Here is a 22,746-nt window from a genome sequence, read left to right as displayed (position 1 = left end):
CCGACATGAGCAGGATATTGACGGAGCGGCTTATCGTTTCTGTGTTAGTCATCCTTGGTTCCTTAATCCTTGTTTTCTGCATTCTGTATGTTCTCCCGGGGGATCCCGTACTGTCCATGATTGATCCTTCCTCGATGACTCCCGAGGCTATAGCGAACTTAAGACATCAGTTAGGGCTCAATGAGCCCTTCTATATCCAGTTCGGGCACTATTTCACGGCCATGCTGAGCGGGGATTTCGGCAAGTCGTTATTAAACAGCGAGCCTGTGCTGCCCAAAATTATGAAACATTTCCCGGCCACCTTAGCGCTGACGTTGGCAAGCACGATCATCTCTACCGTTATCGGTGTCGGGCTCGGTGTTCTTTCTGCGATCCATCGCAATCGCTGGATTGATGTACTAGCTCGAATTGTAGGTTTGTTCGGGATTTCCATGCCCACCTTCTGGTCCGGCATTCTGCTGATCCTCATCTTCTCTGTTTCGTTAGGCTGGTTTCCTGCCATGGGTTCAAAAGGACTCATCACGCTGGTGCTGCCTTCCGTCACCCTTGGCTTTGTAGGTGCCGGATTTATCGTTCGCATGGTGCGGAATTCCATGCTGGAGGTTATGAATGAGCACTTTATTGTAACCCTGCGTGCGAAGGGGCTCTCGGAACGACTTGTCATGTATCGACATGCGCTGCGCAACGCCTTGATTCCTGCCATCACCATTATCGGTATCCATATTGGAGATCTGATGGCGGGAACCGTCGTGATCGAAACGGTGTTCTCCCGACAGGGGATCGGCAGAATTCTCGCGGACGCGATTATGGCCAAGGATTTGCCTGTCGTACAGGGTGTGGTTTTCTTCTCGGCAATCATTTACGTAGTCGTCAATCTGCTAGTCGATATTTCCTATGTATTCATTGACCCGAGGGTCCGTCGCACGCAATAAATCGCCTGTATCATCAGAATGGAGAGGAGCTGAGAGAATGAAAGATGTTCTTACCACAAGAACGATATGGCAGAAAGATAAATGGTCCCTTCGATGGAAAAATAGTTCCTTATCCGTGAATGCCTCCGAAATACTTGTCATTGCAGCCGCCATCATGACCTTGTTTATGGTTGGCTGTGCCTTGTTTCCGCAATGGATTGCGCCGTATTCGCCTTCGACGATGCTGACAGATCAAATCTTGCATGCGCCCAGCGGGTCGCACTGGTTTGGAACGGATTATTTTGGCAGAGATATTTTCAGTCTTGTTGTGTATGGCAGTCGGGATTCGCTCTTTATCGGATTTGCTTCCGTTCTGGCTGGAGGCTTGATCGGAGGCAGCATCGGTGCGGCATCCGGTTACATTGGCGGTGTCATTGACACGATCTTCATGCGAATTATTGATGTGCTCATGACGATTCCGGGCATTCTTCTGGCGCTGGCCATCGCGGCTGCGCTGGGGCCGCATTTATTTAATCTCATTTTTGCCGTTGCGGCCGCCTCCATTCCCCAGTACGCGAGGGTGATGCGGGGTCAAATATTAAGCATTAAACACCGTTCCTTTATTACAGCTTCCAGGTCGATCGGCGCATCTTCTTTACGCATATTTTTCCGCCACGTGCTCATGAATGCGTGGTCGCCGATGTTAATCATGGCAACGATCGGATTGGGCTCTTCGATCCTGGTCGGAGCGGGACTCAGCTTTCTGGGATTGGGCGTGATCAAAGAGATACCGGATTGGGGGACTCTCTTGTCCCAAGGAAGAGGTTATCTGACCGTCGCTTGGTGGATCTGTACGTTCCCGGGACTCGCAATCACGGTCTTTGTCTTATCGGTGAATTTAATTGGCGATAAACTGCGAGATAGCATGGATCCCAAGCAAAGAAGGGGATAGTCAGGAGGCGACCGTACTTGAAACAATTGCTTGAGATTGATCAGTTGCAGGTTGAATTTCAAACGAAGAGAGGCGCGCTCACCGCCGTTCAGGATGTTGTTCTCACGATGAGTCAAGGGGAAACCGTCTGCCTTGTCGGCGAGTCCGGCAGCGGCAAATCCGTCACGTCCAAAGCGGTGATGCGTCTCATCGATTATGAGAATGGCCGAATTGCCGCAGGCCGCATCGCGCTGGAAGGGGATGATCTGACCGCCTTATCCCAGAAAGAGCTTCGGACGTTGCGCGGGAAAAAGATGGCGATGGTGTTCCAGGAGCCGATGGCTGCCTTTGATCCCTTATTCACGATTGGGAGTCAGATCATCGAAGCGATCCTGGAACACAAGCAGGGGAATCGGAAGCAGGCTTGGGAGCGCGCTGTGTATTTATTACAACGTGTCGGCATCCCCGAGCCGGAAATCCGGATGAATCAATATCCCGGCGAACTCTCCGGCGGAATGCTCCAGCGGGCCATGATCGCGATGGCGCTTTCTTGCAATCCCCAACTGCTGATTGCGGATGAGCCGACAACCGCGCTGGATGTGACGATTCAAGCGCAGATTCTTCGTTTGCTCCAAGAGCTGAAAAGCGAGTTTAACATGTCGATTCTTCTCATCACGCATGATATGGGGATCGCCGCCGAGATGGCGGACAAAATTATCGTCATGTACGCTGGACAAATCGTTGAACAAGCGAGCGTCCAGCAACTATTTGAAAAGCCGCATCATCCCTATACAAGAGGACTGCTCCGTTCGATCACAACGATGGAAAGCAATCGTTCTTCTCGTTTGTTCTCCATTGAGGGAACGATTCCGAGCCTCTCCGAGCTGCCGGCCGGCTGCCGCTTTCATCCCCGGTGCCCGTATGCTACGGAACGCTGCAAGCAAGAAAGCCCGCCGCTGCGCGCTGTCCATGAACGGCTCACCGCTTGCTGGTATGCGGAGGATCTGGTTCAGTTGGCAGATTGGCAGCTGCCCATAGGAGAAGCGGATGCTGAGCAGATCAGCCAGCTTACTGGAAGGACAGAGCAGCCTGCGGTTGCGAGAGAGATGCTCTTCGAAGTCAAAGGGCTGAGTAAATTTTACCCGATCGGGAAAGGCGCATTCAGCCGCGCGAAGTCCGCTATTCGGGCTGTTGACGATGTATCCTTTTTCATCCAAAAAGGGGAGACCTTTGGGCTCGTCGGTGAATCCGGCAGCGGGAAGTCAACCCTTGGCCGCATTCTGCTGCAGCTGGAGCAAGCGACAGAGGGCGAGGTTCTTTTTGAAGGGAAAGACCTTGCCAAGCTGTCGGTCCAGCACATGCAGGAAGCCCGGCGGGATATGCAGATTATTTTTCAGGATCCGTATGGCTCGGTGAACCCGCGCTGGCGGGTTGGCGACATCATCGGAGAACCGTTCGATATCCATGAATCCTTCAGCAAAGCAGAGAAACGCGCGAAGGTCGAGGCGTTGTTGGAGCTGGTTGGGTTGAGCCGTTCCATGTATGACCGGTTCCCGCATGAGTTTTCGGGCGGGCAGCGGCAGCGAATCGGGATCGCTAGGGCGATTGCCCTGAATCCCAAGTTTATCCTTGCGGATGAGGCCGTTTCGGCGCTCGATGTATCCGTGCAGGCCCAAATCGTGAATTTGCTGCAGGAATTGCAGAAAAAGCTCGGGCTGACGTTCTTATTTATTGCCCATGGTTTAAATATAGTGCGCCACCTGTCGGACCGCATCGGTGTGATGTATTTAGGCAAACTGGTTGAGATTGCGCCCAGCGAGGAATTGTTCCTTCATCCTGCCCATCCCTACACGAAGGGGCTGCTTTCCTCCATTCCTTCCCCCGATCCTGCCAAGCGAAGCGAGTGGGTTGAAATCAAAGGGGAAATTCCTTCTCCGGCAAACCCGCCATCCGGGTGTCGTTTTCATACCCGATGCCCTGCTGCAACAGCAAGATGCAGAGAAGAACAGCCGGAGCTGCTTCCGATTCGAGAGGGGCATTGGACGGCATGTCACTTTCCGTTGCAGCCAGCAGGGAAGGAGAATCAATGAGACAGAATACTACCAGTCAAGATGCGGGTTGGAACTTTGACAATAGTTACGCCAGGCTCCCTGGGTCACTCTATACCAGGCTTAACCCGACCCCGGTGAGGGAGCCACAGTTAATCCTCGTGAATGATGCGCTTGCCGTCTCTCTGGGGTTGAATGTCGAAGCTATGCGCAGCGCTGAGGCTAGCGCTGTTTTTGCCGGCAACGAGATTCCCGAAGGCGCTGAGCCGCTTGCTCAGGCTTATGCCGGGCATCAGTTTGGGCACTTTCGGCTGTTAGGGGATGGCCGCGCGCTATTGCTTGGCGAACAGATCACGCCCGAAGGTGAGCGGGTTGACATTCAATTGAAGGGAGCAGGGCAGACGCCCTACTCTCGGACCTATGACGGGCGAGCGGCGTTGGGGCCGATGCTGCGGGAATATATCATCAGTGAGGCCATGCATGGACTTGGGATTCCGACAACCCGCAGCCTAGCGGTAGCCGCGACTGGCGAATCCATTCGACGCGAAACCGAGCTGCCGGGCGCTGTCCTGACGCGCATAGCGGCCAGTCATCTGCGCGTTGCGACGTTTCAGTATGTTTCTCATTTTGGCACACGGGATGAACTTCGCACACTGGCGGATTACACCTTACGAAGACATTTTCCAGGGAGTGAAAAGGCGGAGAACCGATATCTTTTTCTCGTGCAGGAAGTGATGAAGCGTCAAGCGGTGTTGATCGCCAAATGGCAGCTCGTTGGCTTTGTCCACGGGGTGATGAACACGGATAATATGACGATCAGCGGAGAAACGATTGATTACGGGCCCTGTGCTTTCCTCGATGTGTACGACCCTGATATCGTATTCAGTACCCGTGATACGGAAGGGCGCTACGCATTTGGCAAGCAGCCGGAAATGGCGGCATGGAATTTAACAAGATTCGCGGAAACGTTGATCCCGCTGCTGGATGAGAGCGAGGAGCGGGCGGTTCAGCTGATTGAGGAAGAAATCTCTAACTTTTTCAAGCTGTATCATCATACGTGGCTCTCGGAGATGAGAGAGAAACTGGGCATCTATCACGAAGAGCCTGAGGATGAAAGCCTCATCGAAGAGCTTCTTCGCATCATGCAAATCTATCGTGCAGACTATACGAATACATTTCGAGCATTAACATGGGACAAGTATGAAGATACGGCCCTGTCCGGTACTCCGGAATTTACACAGTGGCTGGCGCTTTGGGAGGCGAGATTGAGCAGGCAGCCGGAGTCCAAAGCTTCCTCGCATCAGTTGATGCGCCGCCGTAACCCTGCGGTGATTCCTCGCAACCATCGGGTTGAGGAGGCGTTGCAGGCCGCTGTAAACCAAGGCGATTACAGCAGCATAGAAAGGCTTCTTGCAGCGCTTGCAGCGCCTTTCGCACACGCCCCCGAGCAAACTGATTTCGCCGCTCTGCCTGTGCCGTCATCGGAACCTTATCGCACTTATTGCGGTACGTGAAGCAAGGCTGGTACAACTGGTCCGCATATATGTAGAAGAAGGTCTAAACAAGTTAAAAGTCAGTCTAGCATCCATCGCTGCCATTTAGGGGCGATGGATTTTTTTTGAAGGACGCCATAGGGAAAATATGGTATCATTTTGGAAACTGAATATGTTTCAAGGCAGAGGGGTGTGCGTTTGAATGGGTACCAGATACATAAAACTTTTCGGTCTTATCTGTGGTATTGTCGCGGTGAACATTACGGTGTTCTCACCTGGATTTATTGGTGTTGCATTCGGAGCATCGGCGCTTTCGACGGCTTTTGGCGCGACGTTGATTCTGGCAAGCGCTTTGGCTTTGCTTTATGGAACGTACAGTCTGATCTTCAAATTGCCCGCTGCTGTACCGGTAAAGCAAATCCAAACCCAAGAAGATTACGTTGAGGCGTTGTCGCACTACAGACGAGTCAAGGTGCTCGAAGAGCCTATGCGTTTGGCTTTAAGCCAGCTGGAGCGGATTCAGAAGAAGAAGGCAACTTTGCTCGAAACGCTCAATCAACGGTTTGAAGCGAGCGAACTCAGCTATGCAAGATTCGTTTCGGTAATCCAGGAGATCGAGCATCTGTTTTATCGCAATTTGAAGAGTATCTTGAATAGATTGGGTGCTTTCGATGAAACGGAGTTCAAAAGCGTGACGGGGGCGGGTTCCTCCAAGCTTCCACCGGCCCTGCTTCAAGAAAGAAAAGCCGTCTATAGCGAGTACCTTTCATTTACAAGCAGCTCTTTAGGAACGAATGAGGAAATCTTGTTGAAGCTCGACAAACTCCTGCTGGAAATATCCAGGCTGGACAGTCTTGAAATCGGTGACATTGAGAAGATGCCTTGCATGCAGGAAATCGATACGCTCATCAAGCAAACCAAATATTATAAGAACTAGAGGTGTTGTGAATGAAGAGTAAAAAAACGTTTTTTTTCCTCTCGGTGATCTTCCTTGCGCTGGTCTTTTTCCTCGTGTACGGAGGGATCAAATTTACTGCCAACTTCGGCAAATCGGCTGCTCAGGTGACGGTCGAGGACGCGGGGAAGCAGCTAGACAAATACTACAAGAACATTGCGCCAAAGACCGAGACGGTGGCTAAAGGCCAGGTCGATCTTAATCCGGTTGACGTCGCCTCTACGCTGCCGGACATTAATAAATTTCCTGTGACCGTGAACAACACGAGCGACAACTTCGTTGAAATCTTCTCTTCTACCGAGAAATCGGGAACAGGGGTTGACGGCTGGTTAGCAGAAACGGCGGCAGAGTTCAACAAGGCGAATGTGATGGTAAACGGCAAACCGGCATCTGTGAAAATCCGGAATATCGCCTCAGGGACGGCGGCGGATTTCATTCGATCGGGCAAGTATGTGCCTGACGCCTTTACACCTTCCAACGAGTTATGGGGAGAAATGGTGAAAGCCAGCGGAGTGAAGACGCAGCTCGTTGCCAATCGCCTTGTAGGCAATGTTCCTGGGATTGTCATTGCCAAGGCCAAATACGATGCGTTGGTTGCGAAGTACGGCTCCATTAATGTTCAAACGGTTACGGACGCCATCGCGAACAATCAGTTGTCGATGGGCTATACCGACCCCTTTGCAAGCTCGACCGGCCTTAATTTTCTGATTACTGCACTTAATGCTTATGATAGCTCCAATGTTTTAAGCGACAAGGCCGTGCAAGGATTTGAGAAATTCCAAGCCAACGTTCCGTTCATCGCTTCGACGACAATCCAAATGCGCGATGCCGCTACTTCCGGTGCACTTGACGGCTTCGTTCTGGAATACCAGACCTATGTGAATGCACCTGAATTAAAAAATGGATACGTGTTCACCCCGTTTGGCGTACGGCATGACAGCCCCCTCTATGCGCTTGGCGATATTTCCCAAACCAAGCTCGATATCCTGAAGCAGTTTGCCGCCTTCGTGACCCAGGACAAATATGCGAAAACAGCCAAGGATAAAGGGTTTAACGGGCTTGACGATTATAAATCCGAAATGGCGCCCATTGAAGGAAAAGTACTCATCTCCGCGCAAAAAGTGTGGAAGGAAAAAAAGAACTCCAGTAAGCCGATCACCGCGGTATTCGTCACCGACACTTCCGGCAGCATGAGCGGGGCGCCGCTGAATCGTTTGAAGGAATCGCTCATCAAAGGGCAGAAGTATCTTGGCAGAGACAACAGCATCGGATTGATTTCCTACTCGGACAACGTGACGATCAAACTCCCGATCGCCAAGTACGATCTGAATCAGCAGTCGCTCTTCGTAGGCGCCGTGAACAGCCTGCAGGCCAGTGGCAATACGGCTACCTTTGACGGTATTGTCGTCGCGCTGAAAATGCTTCAGGATCAGCTTGCTGCGAATCCGAATACCAAACCGATTATTTTCGTCCTTAGCGACGGTGAAACGAATAAAGGATATTCGCTCAACGACATTAAGGGACTCATCGAGACGTACAAAATTCCGATTTATACCGTCGGTTACAATGCGAACATCAAGGCGCTTGAAAGCATCTCGGGCATTAATGAAGCAGCCAGCATCAATGCAGATACCGATGACGTCGTGTACAAAATCGGCAACCTGTTTAACGTTCAAATGTAATTCCAATCCAAGGAGGAATGTGTATGTCGTTTACGATGGATGTTGCCAATGTGGAGCAAATTAAAGCTGTGATTGAAGAAACGGTTCAACCCGTTCCGGAAGAGACGGCTAAGCTCAAAGAGATCGCGGATGCCAATGTCGCCTCGATTCTGAATCTGGATGTTAACGCTCTGGAGCAGCGGAAAGAAATCCTCCAGTCGATCGAGAGCTTCGGTCTCGATACAATGAAAGTTTCTTCGCAAAAAAACGCACTGCTTCAAGTATCGGTCGGCAACCTCGCCAAAAGCGGGGATGAAGGGGGCCCGGTTGCGAAAGGGCTCACGGAACTGCATATGCAGCTGAAGGATTTAGACCCCAGCCTGGTTGACTTTGCCAAGAAAGGCTTTCTCGGCAATCTGTTCAATCCATTACGCGCCTATTTCCTCAGGTTTGAAAAAGCAGATCATGTCATCGCTGACATCGTCGTATCCCTTGATAAAGGGAGAACGATCCTAAAGAATGACAACACGACGCTGGAGCTCGAACAGCAGGCGATTCGGGAACTCACGAAAAAGCTGCAGAAAGAAATTCAGCTCGGCACGATGATGGATGCCTCGATTGAAGTGCAGATCGAAGCGGCAAAGCAGCGCGGCGAGGACCCCGACAAAATTCGCTTTATCACGGAAGAAGTGCTGTTCCCCATGCGACAGCGAGTCATGGATCTGCAGCAGATGCTGGTCGTCAATCAGCAGGGCATCATGGCCTATGAAGTGGTGATTCGAAATAACCGCGAGCTGATCCGCGGCGTTGACCGAGCCAAAACGGTCACGATTTCGGCGCTTAAAATTGCGGTTACCGTTGCGAGCGCGCTCTACAATCAAGGCATTGTCCTCAAAAAGATTGAGCTGTTGAACCAAACGACCAACAATCTGATTGCAGGGACTTCCAAGATGCTCAAAAATCAGGGAGCCGCCATCCAGCAGCAAGCGATGGAAAGCAGCGTTTCCGTAGACACACTAAAGCAAGCCTTCGCCGATGTGCTGTCAGCCTTTGATTCCATCAGTTCCTATAAGCAAGCTGCACTTCCGAAAATGCGTGAAACGATTGATCAATTCCGCGCCTTGTCCGAGGAAGGGGAGAAGCATATTCTCCGTTTGGAAAAGGGAAGTTCTTTAGGGCTTTAAAGGTCTTATCCGTAGAGTAGACGGATCAAATGACACTCACAAACAAGGGTTACCCAGACGTTAGCTGAAACAAGCTGCGTTAAGGGTAACCCTTGTTTTACTTTCATAGGAAACCTCGGGCGTGAATCGTCAGTCTTTGTTCTTGAAAGATGCACTTGTAAAAACTTGCTGAACACGTTCCATTTTAAGTTCTGGAAATACATCCCTTTTTAAAGGCTTGTTATGCAGTTCCTTCGGTGGCTTTAAGGCTGCATACAAGCCAATTCCAGAAAAAATAAGCAGGCATACGACAAACATAAGGATACCTCCAGTTCGGTAGTGTGCAACGCACGTGTATAGCCTGATAAATGACACGAACCGTTATTTATACTGCATGTATATGTCTAGTTAATGAGAATGAGTCAAGGCTCTAGTCTATTTCTTCAACTTTAGCATTTCAAATTCTCAAAATGTGCTTTTTCACTAGATCAGGCTTTTTCTTAGGTTCATACACTGATATTGCAAATACCCACTTAGATAAATGTTCCCTACTAACCAATGTCGAGATTTCTGAGAGGAGGGTAAAGTTATTGTGAAGCGAACGAAAGTATTTTTTAATTCTCGTGCTGTAGGCATGAAAACTTATCGCATAGTCAAAGTTTTTGCCAAGTTTAATTCGTTCAAAGTAAAGGAAAAACAGTTCATCTCCAAATCAAAAGGTGAATTAGAAGCTATTTGTCTAGTCTGTAAAAAGAAAGAGCCCTGCAAATGTCCCAAGCATAAGAAAAAGAAGAAAAAAATGATCTGCAAAAAAATTAAAAAAAGAAGATGTAGAAACCATCACTGTAAATGCCGGAGGGGGCCTGCAGGACCGCCAGGACCACAAGGACCAGCAGGACCACCGGGACCAGCAGGACCACCGGGACCAGCAGGACCTCCGGGGCCAGCAGGGCCAGCGGGGCCAGCAGGGCCAGCAGGGCCAGCAGGGCCGGCAGGACCGATGGGGCCGGAAGGGCCGGAAGGACCGAAGGGGCCAGAAGGACCGGAAGGACCAAAAGGGCCGGAAGGACCGAAAGGACCTCCGGGACCAGCGGGACCTCCAGGACCAGCAGGACCTCCAGGGCCGCCAAAACCCCCAGGACCACCGAAGCCGCCGGGACCACCAAAACCGCCTGGTCCGCCAAAACAGGAGGATAGATCTTGCAAAGAGAGCTGTAAATGCTGTCAAAAGAAGCATGATTGCATGCAAAATCTAATCACTCAGCTCAAGAATATTAGACTGAAAGAGTTGCACTCATTAAACTACTCCGCGAGCAAATATTCGAATGTGGATATCATTTCCGCCGAGAACGGACTCGTAAACTTTGTAAGCAATGGAGTTGAGCACTTTGTACCGATCCATCTTATTGCTGGTGTAGAAATCTGGTCAGGCGACTATAATAGCAAGTTGCTGGATAATGGAAGCAATGACTCCGATAATAGCGATAGCTCAGGCATGATAAGCTTGTTCACTTCATTAGCCGGTAAAGCCACAGTTGACTTTAGTACGCTCGCTGAACAGTTGACTGATATATCCAATGCGGAAGTTGTCGGATTAAACGAAGAGATTGTCGTATTATCCACGCGAGACATCGTGTACGCTGTTTCGTTAAGTTGTATTTCTGAAATATCAAATATCAAGAAAACGCAATAGTTAACATCATGCAGATCCCTTACAACCTATGGTTTGGAAGGGATCTGTATGTATTTCCACGTACAAATACCCACCAGTGATAGATGTGGAGATTATAAGAAACGGGTCATCCGTTTAGTACAATCTTTTGCCAGGTGAGTATATATACATTATGCAATAACAACAAACGACAACTTGAAGGGAGCTATGATTATCATGGCATTTGATTATTCTTCGTTAATGGGTAAGCAAGTAAGATTGGATCGCGGAGGCCCTGAATCTCGGCATGGTGAAATTGTTGCAGTAGGGACTGATTATGTAGGGATCTACAATGAGAAAGACGGACTTATTTACTACAATACAACTCATTTAAAGAGTATCACCGTTAATTCGAAAGACGCTGTGGAGTATTTTGTAACTTCACAGACGAATGCACCTACATTACATCTCTTGGAAGCTGAGAATTTTCTAGGTCTCTTGAATGGCATGAGAAATCTATGGTGCCAAGTTAACCGTGGGGGTCATGAGAGTGTTCAAGGTGTTTTATCCGAAGTCAATGACGATTATATTACGATGGTCGTTAACCATGAATTAGTTACCATTTTTACTTTTCATATTAAAAGCATGTCCTATGGTGTTAAAAAGGAGAACCAAGAGGAGAAGAAAGACAAAAATCAGGAACAAAAACAGGAGAGTAACGAAAAAAAATAACTCACCTCTGAATCTTAATTGTTGGTGGGAGGAGGGGGAAATATGCTGATCATTGTAAGCCTAACGGGATCGACATTATTCGTATTACTCACCCTCCCTATCATTGTACTGAACCTAGGACCATCATCTGCCAACTCTTGTGAGGTGCACGATCATGTTTGATATAACAACTGCGGTAATATCCATTGTTTTTGTTACCGTTACGTTGTTGATAATTTGGAGGCCATTCGGTATTAATGAATCTATCCCAACGACCCTAGGTGCTGTGATTTTCTTGGCTTTAGGAATTGTGCCCCTTACAGGTGTTTACCATATAGCCTCCATTGTTAGTGGGGCAAGCATAACCATTATATCAACAATTGTAATGTCTATCGTATTAGAGAGTATAGGGGTTTTTAGGTGGGCGGCTATTAATTTGGCGGTTCGCGCAAGGGGGTCCGGTTTTGCACTCTTTTGGTACATTAATATATTGTGCTTTTTAATGACGATGTTTTTCAACAATGACGGAAGCATTCTAATCACAACCCCGATTATCATCCAAACGCTATCGATTCTTAATTTGAAAATGAGGCAAAAGATTCCTTACCTCATCTCGGGTGCTCTTGTTGCAACCGGAGCAAGCGCACCTATAGGCGTCAGTAATCTGGCCAATCTGATTGCGTTAAAAACAGTTGGTTTAGACCTAAACACATATACATCCATGATGTTTGTACCCGCCATGTCGGGGATTATTGCAATTACCTATTTGCTCTATGTCTATTTTAAGCGCGAGATTCCAACGAAAATTATGTCCTTACATCCCTCTTCCATCAACGCTATCGTACACGATAATTCATCAACTTTTCATCCCCTCAAGGTAGATCCTAAGGACAAGGGGGAAGTTGATTGGGGATTGTTTCGAATTTGCATCCTGATCGTCATTTTGATTCGATGCAGCTTTTTCTTGCTCACCCCTTTGGGGGTAGCAACGGAATGGCCTGCAATCATCGGCGCTATAATTCTTATCGTTGTTAGGTGGATACGGAAAGGGATTGGACCTAAGGATATTTTAGTAAAAACACCTTGGCATATTCTGATTTTCGCATTTAGTATCTATGTCATTATTTACGGTCTTCATAATTCAGGTCTGACTGACTTTCTTGTTCAATGGCTTGGCGGGGCGGTCGCTCAAAATCACTTTAATGCCATCTTTCTAATGGGGCTGCTGCTTACGGCAATGTCCAATTTGTTTAACAACTTACCCTCCATTATGATAGGCACCTTATCCTTGCAAAATATGGGATTAGACACTTTTACGATGCATACGGCTTATTTGGCGACCGTGATAGGTGCAGATATCGGATCCTTACTGTTGCCGATGGGGACGCTTGCGTCATTGATCTGGATGCATTTGCTGAGAAAGCATCATATCAGATTTACCTGGGGCCAATATATGAAAGTGACGATCATCGTTGTTCCTATAGGTCTTTTTATAAGTCTCTTTAGTTTATATGTATGGACGGGCTGGTTATTCAAGTGAGAGGAGGTGACATTGATGGACCTTTTTCAGAAGAAGCTAGGAGCGGTTATTGATGTTGAACTGCTCGGTGATAAATGGCATACGGGCATTTTGGTAGATGCGGGGCAAGATATTCTGGTTATCTATAACGGAGAGAGATATATCTATATTCCTTCTTTTCATATTCTGAATGTCAGCTTGAACACCAAAAAAAGTTCAACGGACTTCTCTGCTCTTACTGAAAAGCCAATCAATAGTGACAAAATTTCGTATAGGAAAATTTTAATGAATGCAAAAGGGATATTCTCAGAAATATATGTATCCGGATTTCAGCCAATACATGGCTACATTACCCACATCATGACGAACTACTTCGAGTTTTATTCCCCCGTTTACAAAACGATGTTTATCCCATTAATCCATTTGAAATGGCTAATTCCCTATAACGATTATCACACACCTTACCTTCTGGATAAAAAATTTTTCCCTGTAAATCCATCGGATTTGCCCTTATCTCGAACTTTTGAGGAGCAAATGAAAAAGCTGGAAGGTAAAATTGTTGTTTTTGACTTGGGGAGGAGCCCCAGTAAGATTGGCTTATTAAAGGAAATCGATACGAATATTGTTCACATGATTACAGCGGAAGGCATGACCTTTTATACGAATATTCAGCATATTAAAAGTGTTCATTCGCCATCCATGTAACAATATAAATGGGAGGTAATGCAAATGCCTGGTGGAAAAGGTCCTGGTAAACACGGACACAAACATGGTGATCACAAGAACGAGAATGGTAGTCAGGAGCAAGAAGTGAAAGAAACAACAGGATCAGAACAGCACGAAGAAAAAGATAGAGAGACCGAAAAAGGACATGAGCATAAAGAAGAAAAGGGGAAAGGCAAGGAAGGCAAGGAAGGCAAGGGGAAAGAGGAAAAAGGTAAAGACCATAAGGAAGAGAAAGGTAAAGAGGAAAAAGGTAAAGACCATAAGGGCGAGAAAGAGAAAGAGGATAAAGGTAAAGGCCACAAGGAAGAGAAAGAGAAAGAAGAAAAGGGTAAAGGCAACAAGGAAGAGAAAGGTAAAGAAGAAAAGGGTAAAGGCAACAAGGAAGAGAAAGGTAAAGAAGAAAAGGGTAAAGGCCATACAAAAGCGTGACAATAAATCGTCAGGGTGATCGATGCCTTGACGATTTTTTTATTATTTCCCGCATTTCTGAAAATACTATGGCTCATTGTCATGCCGCGGTTAAGTTGTCCAGGCTCGACACCCAACCAAAATGTTGTCAACATCATTCATGACGAAAAGGGATTTTGATTTGATTGATCGTGAAAGCGCTTTTGCATTACGATAAGAACATGAAAGAGATAAAAGGAGGTTATCCTATATGGACACACTAGCTGCAAAGCAACAAACTTCGACGGATGGAGTCCGTGTGAAGGTGCAACGTTTCGGACGCTTTTTGAGCGGAATGGTGATGCCAAATATCGGAGCGTTTATTGCATGGGGGCTTATTACAGCTTTATTTATTCCGACCGGTTGGATTCCAAGCGAATATTTAGCTAAGCTTGTCGGCCCTATGATCACTTACCTGCTCCCCCTTTTGATCGGGTATACAGGAGGAACGATGGTCCACGGTACGCGAGGCGGCGTCATCGGCGCGGTGACCACCATGGGGGTTGTCGTCGGTACGGATATTCCGATGTTCCTCGGCGCAATGATCGTCGGGCCGTTCGCGGCGTGGGTACTGAAGCAGTTCGATAAATCGATTGAAGGCAAAATCAAATCGGGATTCGAGATGCTCGTTAACAATTTCTCTTCGGGCATTATCGGCGGGATCTTGGCGGTTCTCGCCTACGCGGTCGTCGGGCCTGCGGTACAAGTCGTCAGTAAGCTGCTGGCTTCCGGCGTTCAAGTGCTGGTGGATGCAGGGCTGCTTCCTCTTGCGAATGTGCTGATCGAACCAGGCAAGGTGCTGTTCCTCAACAATGCCATCAACCATGGCGTGCTAAGTCCGATTGCGTTGGAGCAAGCTTCCAAAACGGGCAAATCGATTTTGTTCATGTTGGAGTCCAATCCGGGTCCGGGCCTTGGTATTCTGCTCGCCTATTGGCTCGTCGGCCGAGGTGCCGCGAAATTGTCGGCTCCTGGCGCAGCGATCATTCACTTCTTTGGCGGTATTCATGAAATTTACTTCCCGTACATTCTCATGAACCCGCGTTTAATCTTGGCGGTGATTGCCGGCGGCGTGACAGGCACGTTCACGTTCAGTTTGTTCGGAGCAGGGCTGGTGGCTCCACCATCGCCGGGAAGTATTTTCGCCTATATTGCGATGGCGCCAAAAGGCGGCCTTCTCTCTATCTTCACAGGCGTCATTACGGCGACAATCGTTTCTTTCGTTGTGGCAGCCCTCTTGCTGAAAACAGGCAAACAAGCGGATGACGAAGACAGCTTGGAGCAAGCTCAAGCGAAAATGAAGGAAATGAAGATGAAGCCAGGAACAGCCGCAGCATCCAACACAACAGCGGCAACCGACGCAACGGCAACGGCGACTCCATTGAAAGCGGCGGCCGATGTGCGCAAAATCGTGTTCTCCTGTGACGCAGGCATGGGATCAAGCGCGATGGGCGCTTCCATTCTAAGAAAGAAAATGAAGGAAGCAGCCGTCGATGTCACCGTCATCAATACCGCGATCAGTGAAATTCCGGACGACGCCGACATCGTTGTTACGCACAAATCGTTGACAGATCGGGCGCGCAATCAGGCGCCGAAGGCGGAACATATTTCGATTGAGAATTTCATGAAAAGTCCGGAATATGAGACGCTTGTCAATCGGTTAAAAAGTTAATACACCTGTCTAACGCTGGCGATGCCGGCGTTATCTCCATTTTGATACGAGGAGCAGACCTATGAGCCTGTCACACAGGCACCGTCAAATTTTGGAGTTGCTGCTGAGTCGCAAAGACGAAATTACAGCCGGGGACATTGCTGCGGAGATCGGCATAAGCTCGCGAACCGTACATCGGGAGCTGTCGGAGCTGGAGGCGATCGTGGCGGCATCGGGATTGACGTTGCACAAAAAATCGGGAAAAGGCATCCAGCTTCAAGCGGACGATCCAGCCAAACTGTCATTGTTCAAGATGAAATTGCAGAGCTTGACAGCCGTTGAGTTCTCGGCCCAAGAACGCAAACTGTTTATTCTCTGCACACTGTTGGAGGAAGAAGAACCGGTAAAGCTGTTCACCCTATCACATGAGCTTGGAGTGACGATTCCGACGATTACGCATGACTTGGATGAGCTGGCGCCTTGGGTGTCAAGAGCCGGTCTTGTTCTCGTCCGCAGAAGAGGCTACGGTGTTGGCTTGAGCGGATCTGAGAAGAACAAGCGCACGATGATCTCGCATATGGCGAGAATTTACTTGGACGAAGCCGATTTATTCGGGAAAACGGACCCTTCGCCCGCGCCGGTCATCGCCAAGCTGCTGGAGTTGATCGGCAAAGATCATTTCACACAGGTGGAGGCCGCGCTCTGGCAAATGGAGGATGAAGGGCTGAACGAGCTTTCCGAAAATGAGTATACGAACCTGTTGATCGATATCTCGATTGCCATAGCGAGAATCATGAAAGGCAAAACCATGGATGCTCCTGCGGTACATCCTGCCGGCCGTCAGAGCGAACTGTCCGCGCAGACGATCCGCCATTTATCCCAACAGACTGCGACAGTCTTTTCTGACGCTGAAATATCTTATATCGCCGGACTTCTGGCACAGAAGAACACGGAATATCCGAACCAGCTGTTGCCGCTCAAAGAGCTAAATTATATGGATATCATTTGGAAGCTGATCCAATGCATGGAAGACAAGACCGGCATCCGGCTCAGCACGGACCGCTCACTGAGAGAAGGGCTGCTTGATCACTTGGAGCCTGCGCTTACGCGCATCAGGAACGGAGTCCCCATTCGCAATCCGCTGCTTGCGCAAATTAAGCGGGACTATGAACCGCTATTCGAAGCGATCCGTCAATCCGTTAATGCGACGATTACGGACATCACTGTGCCTGATGAAGAAATCGGCTTCCTGGTGATGCACTTCGGCGCTTCGATCGAGCGGCAGAAACAGTTCCATCGCAATGTAAGAGCGATACTTGTGTGCACGAGCGGAATCGGGACGTCCAAAATGCTTGCCGTCCGGCTGACCAAGGAGCTGCCTCAGATCCAAATTCTCGGCTACGCCTCCTGGTTCGAAGCGGCCAGGATTCCAGAATCCGAGTATGATTTGATTATTTCCACGATCGATCTGCCTTTGAGTGAAGATCGATATATGAAGCTGAGCCCGCTGCTGACGAAGGAAGAAGCGGAGCGGCTGCGCAGCTTTATCCAGAATGTGACGCTGCAGAAAGACCGCCAGCCCAAACAGCAAGAGGAAGAAGCACAAGAGGATGAAGCTAAATCAGATCGGCTCCGCCGTATTCAGAATTATGTCAATGAAATTGTGCGGATTATCGATCATTTTGCCGTACACCCGCTTGTCGGACCTTTCGATAGCTTGCAAGAGACGCTTCGGGTCGTCTGCGAGTATGCCCGCCAATCGGACTATATCGAGGAAGTTGAACCGATTGTTCAGCTCTTGTTGGCGAGAGAACGGCAGAGCAGTCAGGTCATTCCGGACACAAGTTTGGCGCTGTTTCATATTCGAAGCGAGCAGGTCAAGGTGCCGTCGCTTACCCTTTTTCGGTTGGAGGAAGATTTGCTGCTGGATCGTCTGGAGCCTTCGGGGGTTAGGCAAGTGCTGCTGATGCTCGGGCCCAGAGAGCTTTCCAAGGAAAGCCTTGAGGTGCTCAGCGAGATCAGCTCCTACCTGCTAATTCCGGCGATGATCGACTTGCTTAAGGCCGGCAGCGAACACGAGATCAAGCATTTTTTATCCCAAGAGCTTGCCGCTTTTTTAGAGAGTAAATAAAACCAGGATTGGGGAGAACCTACGATGAGTATTTTATCCATCAACAAAATCAAACTGAACGCGCAGCCTTTCAATAAAAATGAAGCGATCATTATGGCGGGGCAATTGCTTGTCGAGGCCGGTCATGCGTCGGCTGCTTATATCGATAAAATGCTGGAGCGCGAAGAAACGCTGTCCACGTACATGGGCAACGGACTAGCGATTCCGCATGGCACGCAGGATTCCAAATCGCTGATTTCATCGACCGGTCTGTCCATCGTACAAATTCCGGAAGGCGTAGACTTCGGTGACGGTGAAAAAGCGACCTTGGTGATCGGCATCGCCGCGGCAGGCGACGATCATCTGGATATTTTGACCAACGTGGCGATGATTTGTTCCGAAGAAGAAAATGTGGAGCGCATCATGAAAGCGTCCACGCCTGAGGAAATTCTGAACATTTTCGAAAGCGGGATGGCGTCATGAGAGCGGTTCATTTTGGCGCAGGGAATATCGGCAGGGGCTTTATCGGGCTGATTTTATCGCGCGCGGGTTATGAAGTTTGTTTTTCGGATGTGAATGATCGCCTTGTTGAACTGCTTCAGGAAAAGAAGGCGTATACGGTTCGTTTGGCGAATGAGGCACAAGAGACTTTTCATGTGACGAACGTTACGGCCATCAACGGCAAAAATCCGGAGGATGTCGCTGAAGCTGTAGCGGGGGCAGATCTCGTGACGACGGCCGTGGGCGTCAATATTTTGCAGCATATTGCCGCTGGCATTGCAAAGGGGCTCGAAAAGCGCGTGGCGCGCGGCGCCGCGCCGCTGCACATCATCGCCTGCGAGAATGCGATCGGCGGCAGTACACAGCTTAAGGCACACGTATACAGCCACCTAAGCGAAGATATGAAGGAGAAAGTGAAGGCGTCCGTGGCGTTTCCCGACGCAGCTGTCGACCGCATCGTGCCGATCCAGCATAATGAAGACCCGTTGGAAGTGCAAGTAGAGCCCTTTTACGAGTGGGTTGTGGATGAATCGCAGATGCTGGAAGGGTTCCACCGGATCGAGGGGATTCATTATGTCGAGGCGCTTGAGCCGTATATTGAACGCAAACTGTTTACCGTTAATACAGGGCACTGCGCAGCGGCTTATCTCGGTCATGTTCGGGGATTTGCTACGATTCAGCAAGCGATGGCGGATGGGAATGTCGCCGAGCAAGTGAGGCATGTGATGGAGGAGACAGGGGCGCTTCTGGTTCGGAAGTATGGCTTTGATGCTGCCGAGCATGGGACTTATATTCAAAAAATTATTCAACGTTTCATGAATCCGTACTTGATTGACGAAGTTGCGCGCGTGGGCAGATCGCCGATCCGCAAGCTGTCGAGCAACGATCGTCTCGTTCGCCCGGCGCTGCAGGCGTACGAACGGGGAATTCCCGTCGTTTATTTGCCGAAGGCGATGGCAGCGGCCTTTCTTTTCGATGACAAAGCCGACGAGGAAGCCCTGCAAATTCAAGAAGACGTGCATCAACTCGGAATTGACCGCACGATTACCAAATATACATCGATTGATGCCAATCATCCGTTACATGCCGAGATAAAGAATCACTTTGAACGGTTAACTATACAACCTTAAGGAAGGGGAGTTCTACGATGGCGAAAATGATTACCAAACGGCTATCCGGCATTGCCGCTTCCCCCGGTATTGCCATTGCCAGAGCATTCCGCTTGCAGCAAACGCATTACGTGCCCGCCGCAGATAAAGTAGCGGACGCTCAAGCGGAAACGGCTCGCTTTCGACAAGCGGTGAAGGAAGCAGGCGAAGAACTGGAAGAGATCCGAGCCTTAACCGAGGAGCGGATGGGCGCGGCGAAGGCGGAGATCTTCGAAGCGCATCTGATGCTGCTGGAGGATCCCGATTTAATTGATGCAATCATCGAAAACATTGAGAACGAGAGCATGAATGCCGAGTACGCGCTTCATGAGGTAGCGAACGGTTTCATCGACATGCTGAGTGCGATGGACAACGAGCTGCTGCGAGAACGCGCTGCCGACGTGCGCGATGTGTCGAGCAGAATCATGAGCAGACTGCGCGGCGAGACTTATGCGGCGGTATCGGCAATTCAGGAGCCGTGCATTCTCATCGCCGACGATTTGACGCCTTCGGATACGGCGCAGCTAAATCTCGAATATGTGCTCGGGTTCGTCACGGTCATCGGCAGCCGGACGTCCCACTCGGCAATCATGGCCCGTTCCCTTGAAGTTCCGGCCATTGTCGGCGTCGGTGAAGGCGCCGCGGGCATTGAGATGGGGACCATGATCGTCATGGATGCCGTGGAAGGCACGGTCCTTATCGATCCTTCCGAAGCGGAGCTCGACGCCTACCAGGCCCGCAAAGCGGCGTATGACGAGCGGCGCCAGGAACTGCGCAAGCTGAAGGACCTCCCGACGTATGCAAAGGATGGTCACCGGGTCGAACTTGCCGCGAACATCGGCAGCGTGGAAGATTTGCAGAAGGTGCTGGACAACGGAGCCGAAGGCATCGGCCTGTTCCGCACCGAGTTTCTTTACATGGGACGCAACGCACTTCCAAGCGAGGAAGAGCAGTTCCAGATCTACAAGCACGTCTTGGAGCGGATGGCGAATAAGCCCGTCGTCATTCGCACGTTGGATATCGGCGGCGATAAAGAGCTTCCGTACTTGAAGCTTCCGGCCGAAAGCAATCCTTTTCTTGGGCTGCGAGCGGTTCGCTTGTGCCTGGATCGCCAGGACTTGTTCCGGACACAGCTGCGGGCGTTGCTGCGTGCAAGCAGCTATGGCCAATTAAAGATCATGTTTCCGATGATCGCTGTGGTGGAAGAGCTGCAAGCGGCGAAGCGCCTGCTGCAGGAAGAGAAGGCGAAGCTCGTTCAGGAAGGCGTCCCGGTCGCAGACGACACCGAAGTCGGCATCATGATCGAGGTGCCCGCTGCCGCGCTTGCCGCCGATTCGTTGGCGCAGGAGGTCGACTTTTTCAGCATAGGCACGAACGATTTGATTCAATATACGATGGCGGCGGATCGCATGAACGAGAACGTCTCCTATTTGTACCAGCCTTGCCACCCATCCGTCCTGCGTTTGATTCGCATGGTCATCCAGGCGGCGGAGAAGGAAGGCAAATGGGTGGGCATGTGCGGCGAGATGGCCGGCGACCCCACGGCGATTCCGCTTCTGCTCGGCCTGGGGCTGCACGAGTTCAGCATGAGCGCTAGCTCGATTTTGCCGGCGCGCGCGTTAATAAAAGAATTATCCCGGCAAGAATGGGCCGGTTATGCAGAGCAAGCGCTAGCCATGGGCAGTCAAGCCAGCATCCAAGCATTTGTTAACCACAAGATCAAGGAGTGACCGACAATGATTTCTCAAACTTTTACAATCCTGAATCCATCCGGATTCCATGCCCGTCCGACCAAAGCGTTCGTGCAGGCGGCGAGTGCGTTTCCCTGCAAAATCAACGTCAGCAAAGGCGGCAAAAAGGTGAATGGCAAAAGCTCACTGAGCATGCTGACGCTGGGTATTCAGAAGAATGAAGAAGTGACGCTGGAAGCGGATGGTGAGCAAGAAGAGCAAGCCGTCCAGGTGCTCGGCGAGCTTCTAAGCAAAATTTTCGAAGAATAGCATAGCTGCATGAGAAAAGCCGCCGATTTGGCGGCTTTTCTATATTGGCGTTGGCGAGCGGATAGTGGTGCAGGAGTTGACCAATTTTGCGCTTGTCGGGCTGACCGTGATATTCCGTAGAATCAGCTATCGCAACATCGGCAGTGGATACTCATGCTACTATGACTATTATTGACTATTATGGGTGTGGACGTGTAAGCGGTGCTAGTGCGGCTTCAAACGTGCGCTTCAGGAAGGTGTGAGGGGGGAGACAGACGGATGCCTGCAAAAAGGCAGGAATCTGCCGCAAAAAGGGCGATCTCGACATAGATTCCTGCGAAAAAGCAGTTTTTTTCGGATGTGACCGCCCAAAAAGAAGGATCCAGCCCCAAATTCCTGCCATTTCGCAGGCTTTCCTCGAATCAGGCAAGGATCGAGGAGGATTCCTGCCTTTTTGCAGGTTTTTGATTTTGACGAACATATCGGAGCCTTGTCGCCGAAATACCTCCGCCATTTGTCTTTTCATCCCCTCGCAGCTCAAGCCCCATGCGGGCTATGCAGCCGCCGGTTACTCGTGACGATCGTTTGCTTTTGGAACTTGAGCGGATCGGGTCGACGTCGCGCATAAACATGGCCAGGCGCACGCCCCGTCTATTTTTCCGCTTTCAGTCCCTGTCCAAGCCCTTTCAGGAAGGAAATGCCGAATCCCAGCGCTCGGTTGACGTCGGGATCGTTCATCACTTTGACAAGCTCCAGGAGGCTGACTTTTTTATCCGATTCCAGGCGCTCTTCGGCAGCGGCCAGTCCCGATGTAACGCCGTTCAGCAGTTTCTTGGTTAAGGCAGGGTCCAGCTCGGATAAGACGCCTGCTGCGCCCATCAGGTTGTTGATGGTGTTTGTCACGGGTTTGCGCGCAGCTTGGCCGATCAGGATTTTGGAGATAGGGCCTTTCGCTTTCAGCAAAGACTCGGCGGCTTCCAGGAGGCCGCTCTCGTGGAGCTCCTTGATGATGTCCAATGTCTTTGTGATTGCTTCGCGATTGTCAGCCAACTCCGCGGAAAGCTGATCAAGCGATTGCTTTTGGCGTTCTTCTTCGGTTGGAACGTGTTTGTGAATGGTAGAAGTAGGCTTAGCCATTCTT

21 protein-coding genes and 1 pseudogene are annotated in these 22,746 nt (G+C 49.9%); 19 read left to right on the top strand and 3 right to left on the bottom strand.

The window, feature by feature from the left end; genetic code table 11:
* Positions 1–5: 5 nt before the first annotated feature.
* The 8 genes and pseudogenes from EJQ19_RS33015 to EJQ19_RS08190 form a co-directional block, all read left to right on the top strand.
* Positions 6–254 (top strand): annotated as a pseudogene (locus EJQ19_RS33015) (ABC transporter permease); the annotation flags it as partial.
* A 60-nt stretch (positions 255–314) separates the two neighbouring features.
* Positions 315–932 carry an ABC transporter permease gene (locus tag EJQ19_RS08220; protein WP_420901666.1) on the top strand — a complete coding sequence of 206 codons (618 nt, stop codon included), beginning with the start codon at positions 315–317 and terminating at the stop codon, positions 930–932.
* A 37-nt stretch (positions 933–969) separates the two neighbouring features.
* On the top strand, positions 970–1,863 hold the full coding sequence (locus EJQ19_RS08215; protein ID WP_126140721.1) for an ABC transporter permease: 894 nt from the start codon (positions 970–972) through the stop codon (positions 1,861–1,863).
* Positions 1,864–1,880: 17 nt separating this feature from the next.
* The gene (locus EJQ19_RS32810; RefSeq protein WP_126140720.1) at positions 1,881–3,932 is read left to right on the top strand and encodes an ABC transporter ATP-binding protein; all 2,052 of its coding nucleotides are present in this window, start codon (positions 1,881–1,883) and stop codon (positions 3,930–3,932) included.
* The gene (locus tag EJQ19_RS08205; protein WP_126140719.1) at positions 3,929–5,404 is read left to right on the top strand and encodes a protein adenylyltransferase SelO; all 1,476 of its coding nucleotides are present in this window, start codon (positions 3,929–3,931) and stop codon (positions 5,402–5,404) included. Before EJQ19_RS32810 ends, EJQ19_RS08205 begins: the two co-directional genes overlap by 4 nt.
* A 181-nt stretch (positions 5,405–5,585) precedes the next feature.
* Positions 5,586–6,320 (top strand): hypothetical protein, encoded by a 735-nt coding sequence (locus EJQ19_RS08200; RefSeq protein ID WP_126140718.1) that lies wholly within the window; start codon positions 5,586–5,588, stop codon positions 6,318–6,320.
* Positions 6,321–6,331: 11 nt separating this feature from the next.
* The gene (locus tag EJQ19_RS08195; protein ID WP_126140717.1) at positions 6,332–8,020 is read left to right on the top strand and encodes a vWA domain-containing protein; all 1,689 of its coding nucleotides are present in this window, start codon (positions 6,332–6,334) and stop codon (positions 8,018–8,020) included.
* Positions 8,021–8,043: 23 nt separating this feature from the next.
* Positions 8,044–9,183, top strand: a complete 1,140-nt coding sequence (locus EJQ19_RS08190) for a toxic anion resistance protein (protein ID WP_126140716.1) — start codon at positions 8,044–8,046, stop codon at positions 9,181–9,183.
* A gap of 129 nt (positions 9,184–9,312) precedes the next feature.
* Here the strand turns inward: EJQ19_RS08190 and EJQ19_RS31765 are convergent, their stop codons facing one another.
* Both EJQ19_RS31765 and EJQ19_RS32450 read right to left on the bottom strand, forming a co-directional pair.
* Positions 9,313–9,480 (bottom strand): hypothetical protein, encoded by a 168-nt coding sequence (locus EJQ19_RS31765; protein ID WP_164716379.1) that lies wholly within the window; start codon positions 9,478–9,480, stop codon positions 9,313–9,315.
* A gap of 497 nt (positions 9,481–9,977) precedes the next feature.
* The gene (locus EJQ19_RS32450) at positions 9,978–10,292 is read right to left on the bottom strand and encodes a hypothetical protein (RefSeq protein WP_241242797.1); all 315 of its coding nucleotides are present in this window, start codon (positions 10,290–10,292) and stop codon (positions 9,978–9,980) included.
* 113 nt (positions 10,293–10,405) lie between these two features.
* Here EJQ19_RS32450 and EJQ19_RS32445 point away from each other — a divergent pair, with 113 nt between their 5' ends.
* The 11 genes from EJQ19_RS32445 (at position 10,406) to EJQ19_RS08135 (ending at position 21,626) form a co-directional block, all read left to right on the top strand.
* Complete coding sequence (locus EJQ19_RS32445; protein WP_241242796.1) at positions 10,406–10,855, top strand: hypothetical protein; 450 nt, start codon at positions 10,406–10,408, stop codon at positions 10,853–10,855.
* Between the two features lie 195 nt (positions 10,856–11,050).
* Positions 11,051–11,545, top strand: coding sequence for a hypothetical protein (locus EJQ19_RS08180; protein ID WP_126140715.1), 495 nt, complete (start codon positions 11,051–11,053; stop codon positions 11,543–11,545).
* 154 nt (positions 11,546–11,699) lie between these two features.
* Entirely contained in the window at positions 11,700–13,064 is a 1,365-nt protein-coding gene (locus tag EJQ19_RS08175) for an arsenic transporter (RefSeq protein WP_126140714.1), read from the top strand.
* Between the two features lie 15 nt (positions 13,065–13,079).
* Positions 13,080–13,748, top strand: a complete 669-nt coding sequence (locus tag EJQ19_RS08170; RefSeq protein ID WP_126140713.1) for a DUF2642 domain-containing protein — start codon at positions 13,080–13,082, stop codon at positions 13,746–13,748.
* Positions 13,749–13,772: 24 nt separating this feature from the next.
* Complete coding sequence (locus EJQ19_RS08165; RefSeq protein WP_126140712.1) at positions 13,773–14,198, top strand: hypothetical protein; 426 nt, start codon at positions 13,773–13,775, stop codon at positions 14,196–14,198.
* Between the two features lie 229 nt (positions 14,199–14,427).
* Positions 14,428–15,888 (top strand): PTS mannitol transporter subunit IIBC, encoded by a 1,461-nt coding sequence (locus EJQ19_RS08160; protein WP_126140711.1) that lies wholly within the window; start codon positions 14,428–14,430, stop codon positions 15,886–15,888.
* Between the two features lie 61 nt (positions 15,889–15,949).
* Positions 15,950–17,998, top strand: coding sequence for a BglG family transcription antiterminator (locus tag EJQ19_RS08155; RefSeq protein ID WP_126140710.1), 2,049 nt, complete (start codon positions 15,950–15,952; stop codon positions 17,996–17,998).
* A gap of 24 nt (positions 17,999–18,022) precedes the next feature.
* Positions 18,023–18,460, top strand: coding sequence for a PTS mannitol transporter subunit IIA (locus EJQ19_RS08150; protein ID WP_126140709.1), 438 nt, complete (start codon positions 18,023–18,025; stop codon positions 18,458–18,460).
* Positions 18,457–19,608: a mannitol-1-phosphate 5-dehydrogenase gene (locus tag EJQ19_RS08145; protein ID WP_126140708.1), complete on the top strand. Its 1,152-nt coding sequence runs from the start codon at positions 18,457–18,459 to the stop codon at positions 19,606–19,608. The genes EJQ19_RS08150 and EJQ19_RS08145 overlap by 4 nt, the downstream gene beginning before the upstream one ends.
* Positions 19,609–19,637: 29 nt before the next feature.
* The gene (ptsP, locus tag EJQ19_RS08140; RefSeq protein WP_126140877.1) at positions 19,638–21,356 is read left to right on the top strand and encodes a phosphoenolpyruvate--protein phosphotransferase; all 1,719 of its coding nucleotides are present in this window, start codon (positions 19,638–19,640) and stop codon (positions 21,354–21,356) included.
* Positions 21,357–21,362: 6 nt separating this feature from the next.
* Complete coding sequence (locus EJQ19_RS08135) at positions 21,363–21,626, top strand: HPr family phosphocarrier protein (protein ID WP_126140707.1); 264 nt, start codon at positions 21,363–21,365, stop codon at positions 21,624–21,626.
* Positions 21,627–22,256: 630 nt separating this feature from the next.
* On the opposite strand, the gene EJQ19_RS08130 is transcribed toward EJQ19_RS08135, so the two are convergent.
* Complete coding sequence (locus tag EJQ19_RS08130; RefSeq protein WP_126140706.1) at positions 22,257–22,742, bottom strand: helical membrane plugin domain-containing protein; 486 nt, start codon at positions 22,740–22,742, stop codon at positions 22,257–22,259.
* Between the last annotated feature and the right edge of the window lie 4 nt (positions 22,743–22,746).

Origin of the sequence: Paenibacillus whitsoniae (genome assembly GCF_003955665.1) — a bacterium.
In the GTDB taxonomy this organism is placed as follows: Bacteria; Bacillota; Bacilli; order Paenibacillales; family NBRC-103111; genus Paenibacillus_E; species Paenibacillus_E whitsoniae.
This window is presented reverse-complemented; position numbering and strand designations above follow the sequence as displayed.

Coding starts and splice junctions, on each gene's coding strand:
- EJQ19_RS08215 (WP_126140721.1), top strand. CDS start 970: ATGAAAGATGTTCTTACCACAAGAACGATATGGCAGAAAGATAAATGG.
- EJQ19_RS08205 (WP_126140719.1), top strand. CDS start 3,929: ATGAGACAGAATACTACCAGTCAAGATGCGGGTTGGAACTTTGACAAT.
- EJQ19_RS08200 (WP_126140718.1), top strand. CDS start 5,586: ATGGGTACCAGATACATAAAACTTTTCGGTCTTATCTGTGGTATTGTC.
- EJQ19_RS08195 (WP_126140717.1), top strand. CDS start 6,332: ATGAAGAGTAAAAAAACGTTTTTTTTCCTCTCGGTGATCTTCCTTGCG.
- EJQ19_RS08190 (WP_126140716.1), top strand. CDS start 8,044: ATGTCGTTTACGATGGATGTTGCCAATGTGGAGCAAATTAAAGCTGTG.
- EJQ19_RS31765 (WP_164716379.1), bottom strand. CDS start 9,480: ATGTTTGTCGTATGCCTGCTTATTTTTTCTGGAATTGGCTTGTATGCA.
- EJQ19_RS32445 (WP_241242796.1), top strand. CDS start 10,406: ATGCAAAATCTAATCACTCAGCTCAAGAATATTAGACTGAAAGAGTTG.
- EJQ19_RS08180 (WP_126140715.1), top strand. CDS start 11,051: ATGGCATTTGATTATTCTTCGTTAATGGGTAAGCAAGTAAGATTGGAT.
- EJQ19_RS08175 (WP_126140714.1), top strand. CDS start 11,700: ATGTTTGATATAACAACTGCGGTAATATCCATTGTTTTTGTTACCGTT.
- EJQ19_RS08170 (WP_126140713.1), top strand. CDS start 13,080: ATGGACCTTTTTCAGAAGAAGCTAGGAGCGGTTATTGATGTTGAACTG.
- EJQ19_RS08165 (WP_126140712.1), top strand. CDS start 13,773: ATGCCTGGTGGAAAAGGTCCTGGTAAACACGGACACAAACATGGTGAT.
- EJQ19_RS08160 (WP_126140711.1), top strand. CDS start 14,428: ATGGACACACTAGCTGCAAAGCAACAAACTTCGACGGATGGAGTCCGT.
- EJQ19_RS08155 (WP_126140710.1), top strand. CDS start 15,950: ATGAGCCTGTCACACAGGCACCGTCAAATTTTGGAGTTGCTGCTGAGT.
- EJQ19_RS08150 (WP_126140709.1), top strand. CDS start 18,023: ATGAGTATTTTATCCATCAACAAAATCAAACTGAACGCGCAGCCTTTC.
- EJQ19_RS08145 (WP_126140708.1), top strand. CDS start 18,457: ATGAGAGCGGTTCATTTTGGCGCAGGGAATATCGGCAGGGGCTTTATC.
- EJQ19_RS08135 (WP_126140707.1), top strand. CDS start 21,363: ATGATTTCTCAAACTTTTACAATCCTGAATCCATCCGGATTCCATGCC.
- EJQ19_RS08130 (WP_126140706.1), bottom strand. CDS start 22,742: ATGGCTAAGCCTACTTCTACCATTCACAAACACGTTCCAACCGAAGAA.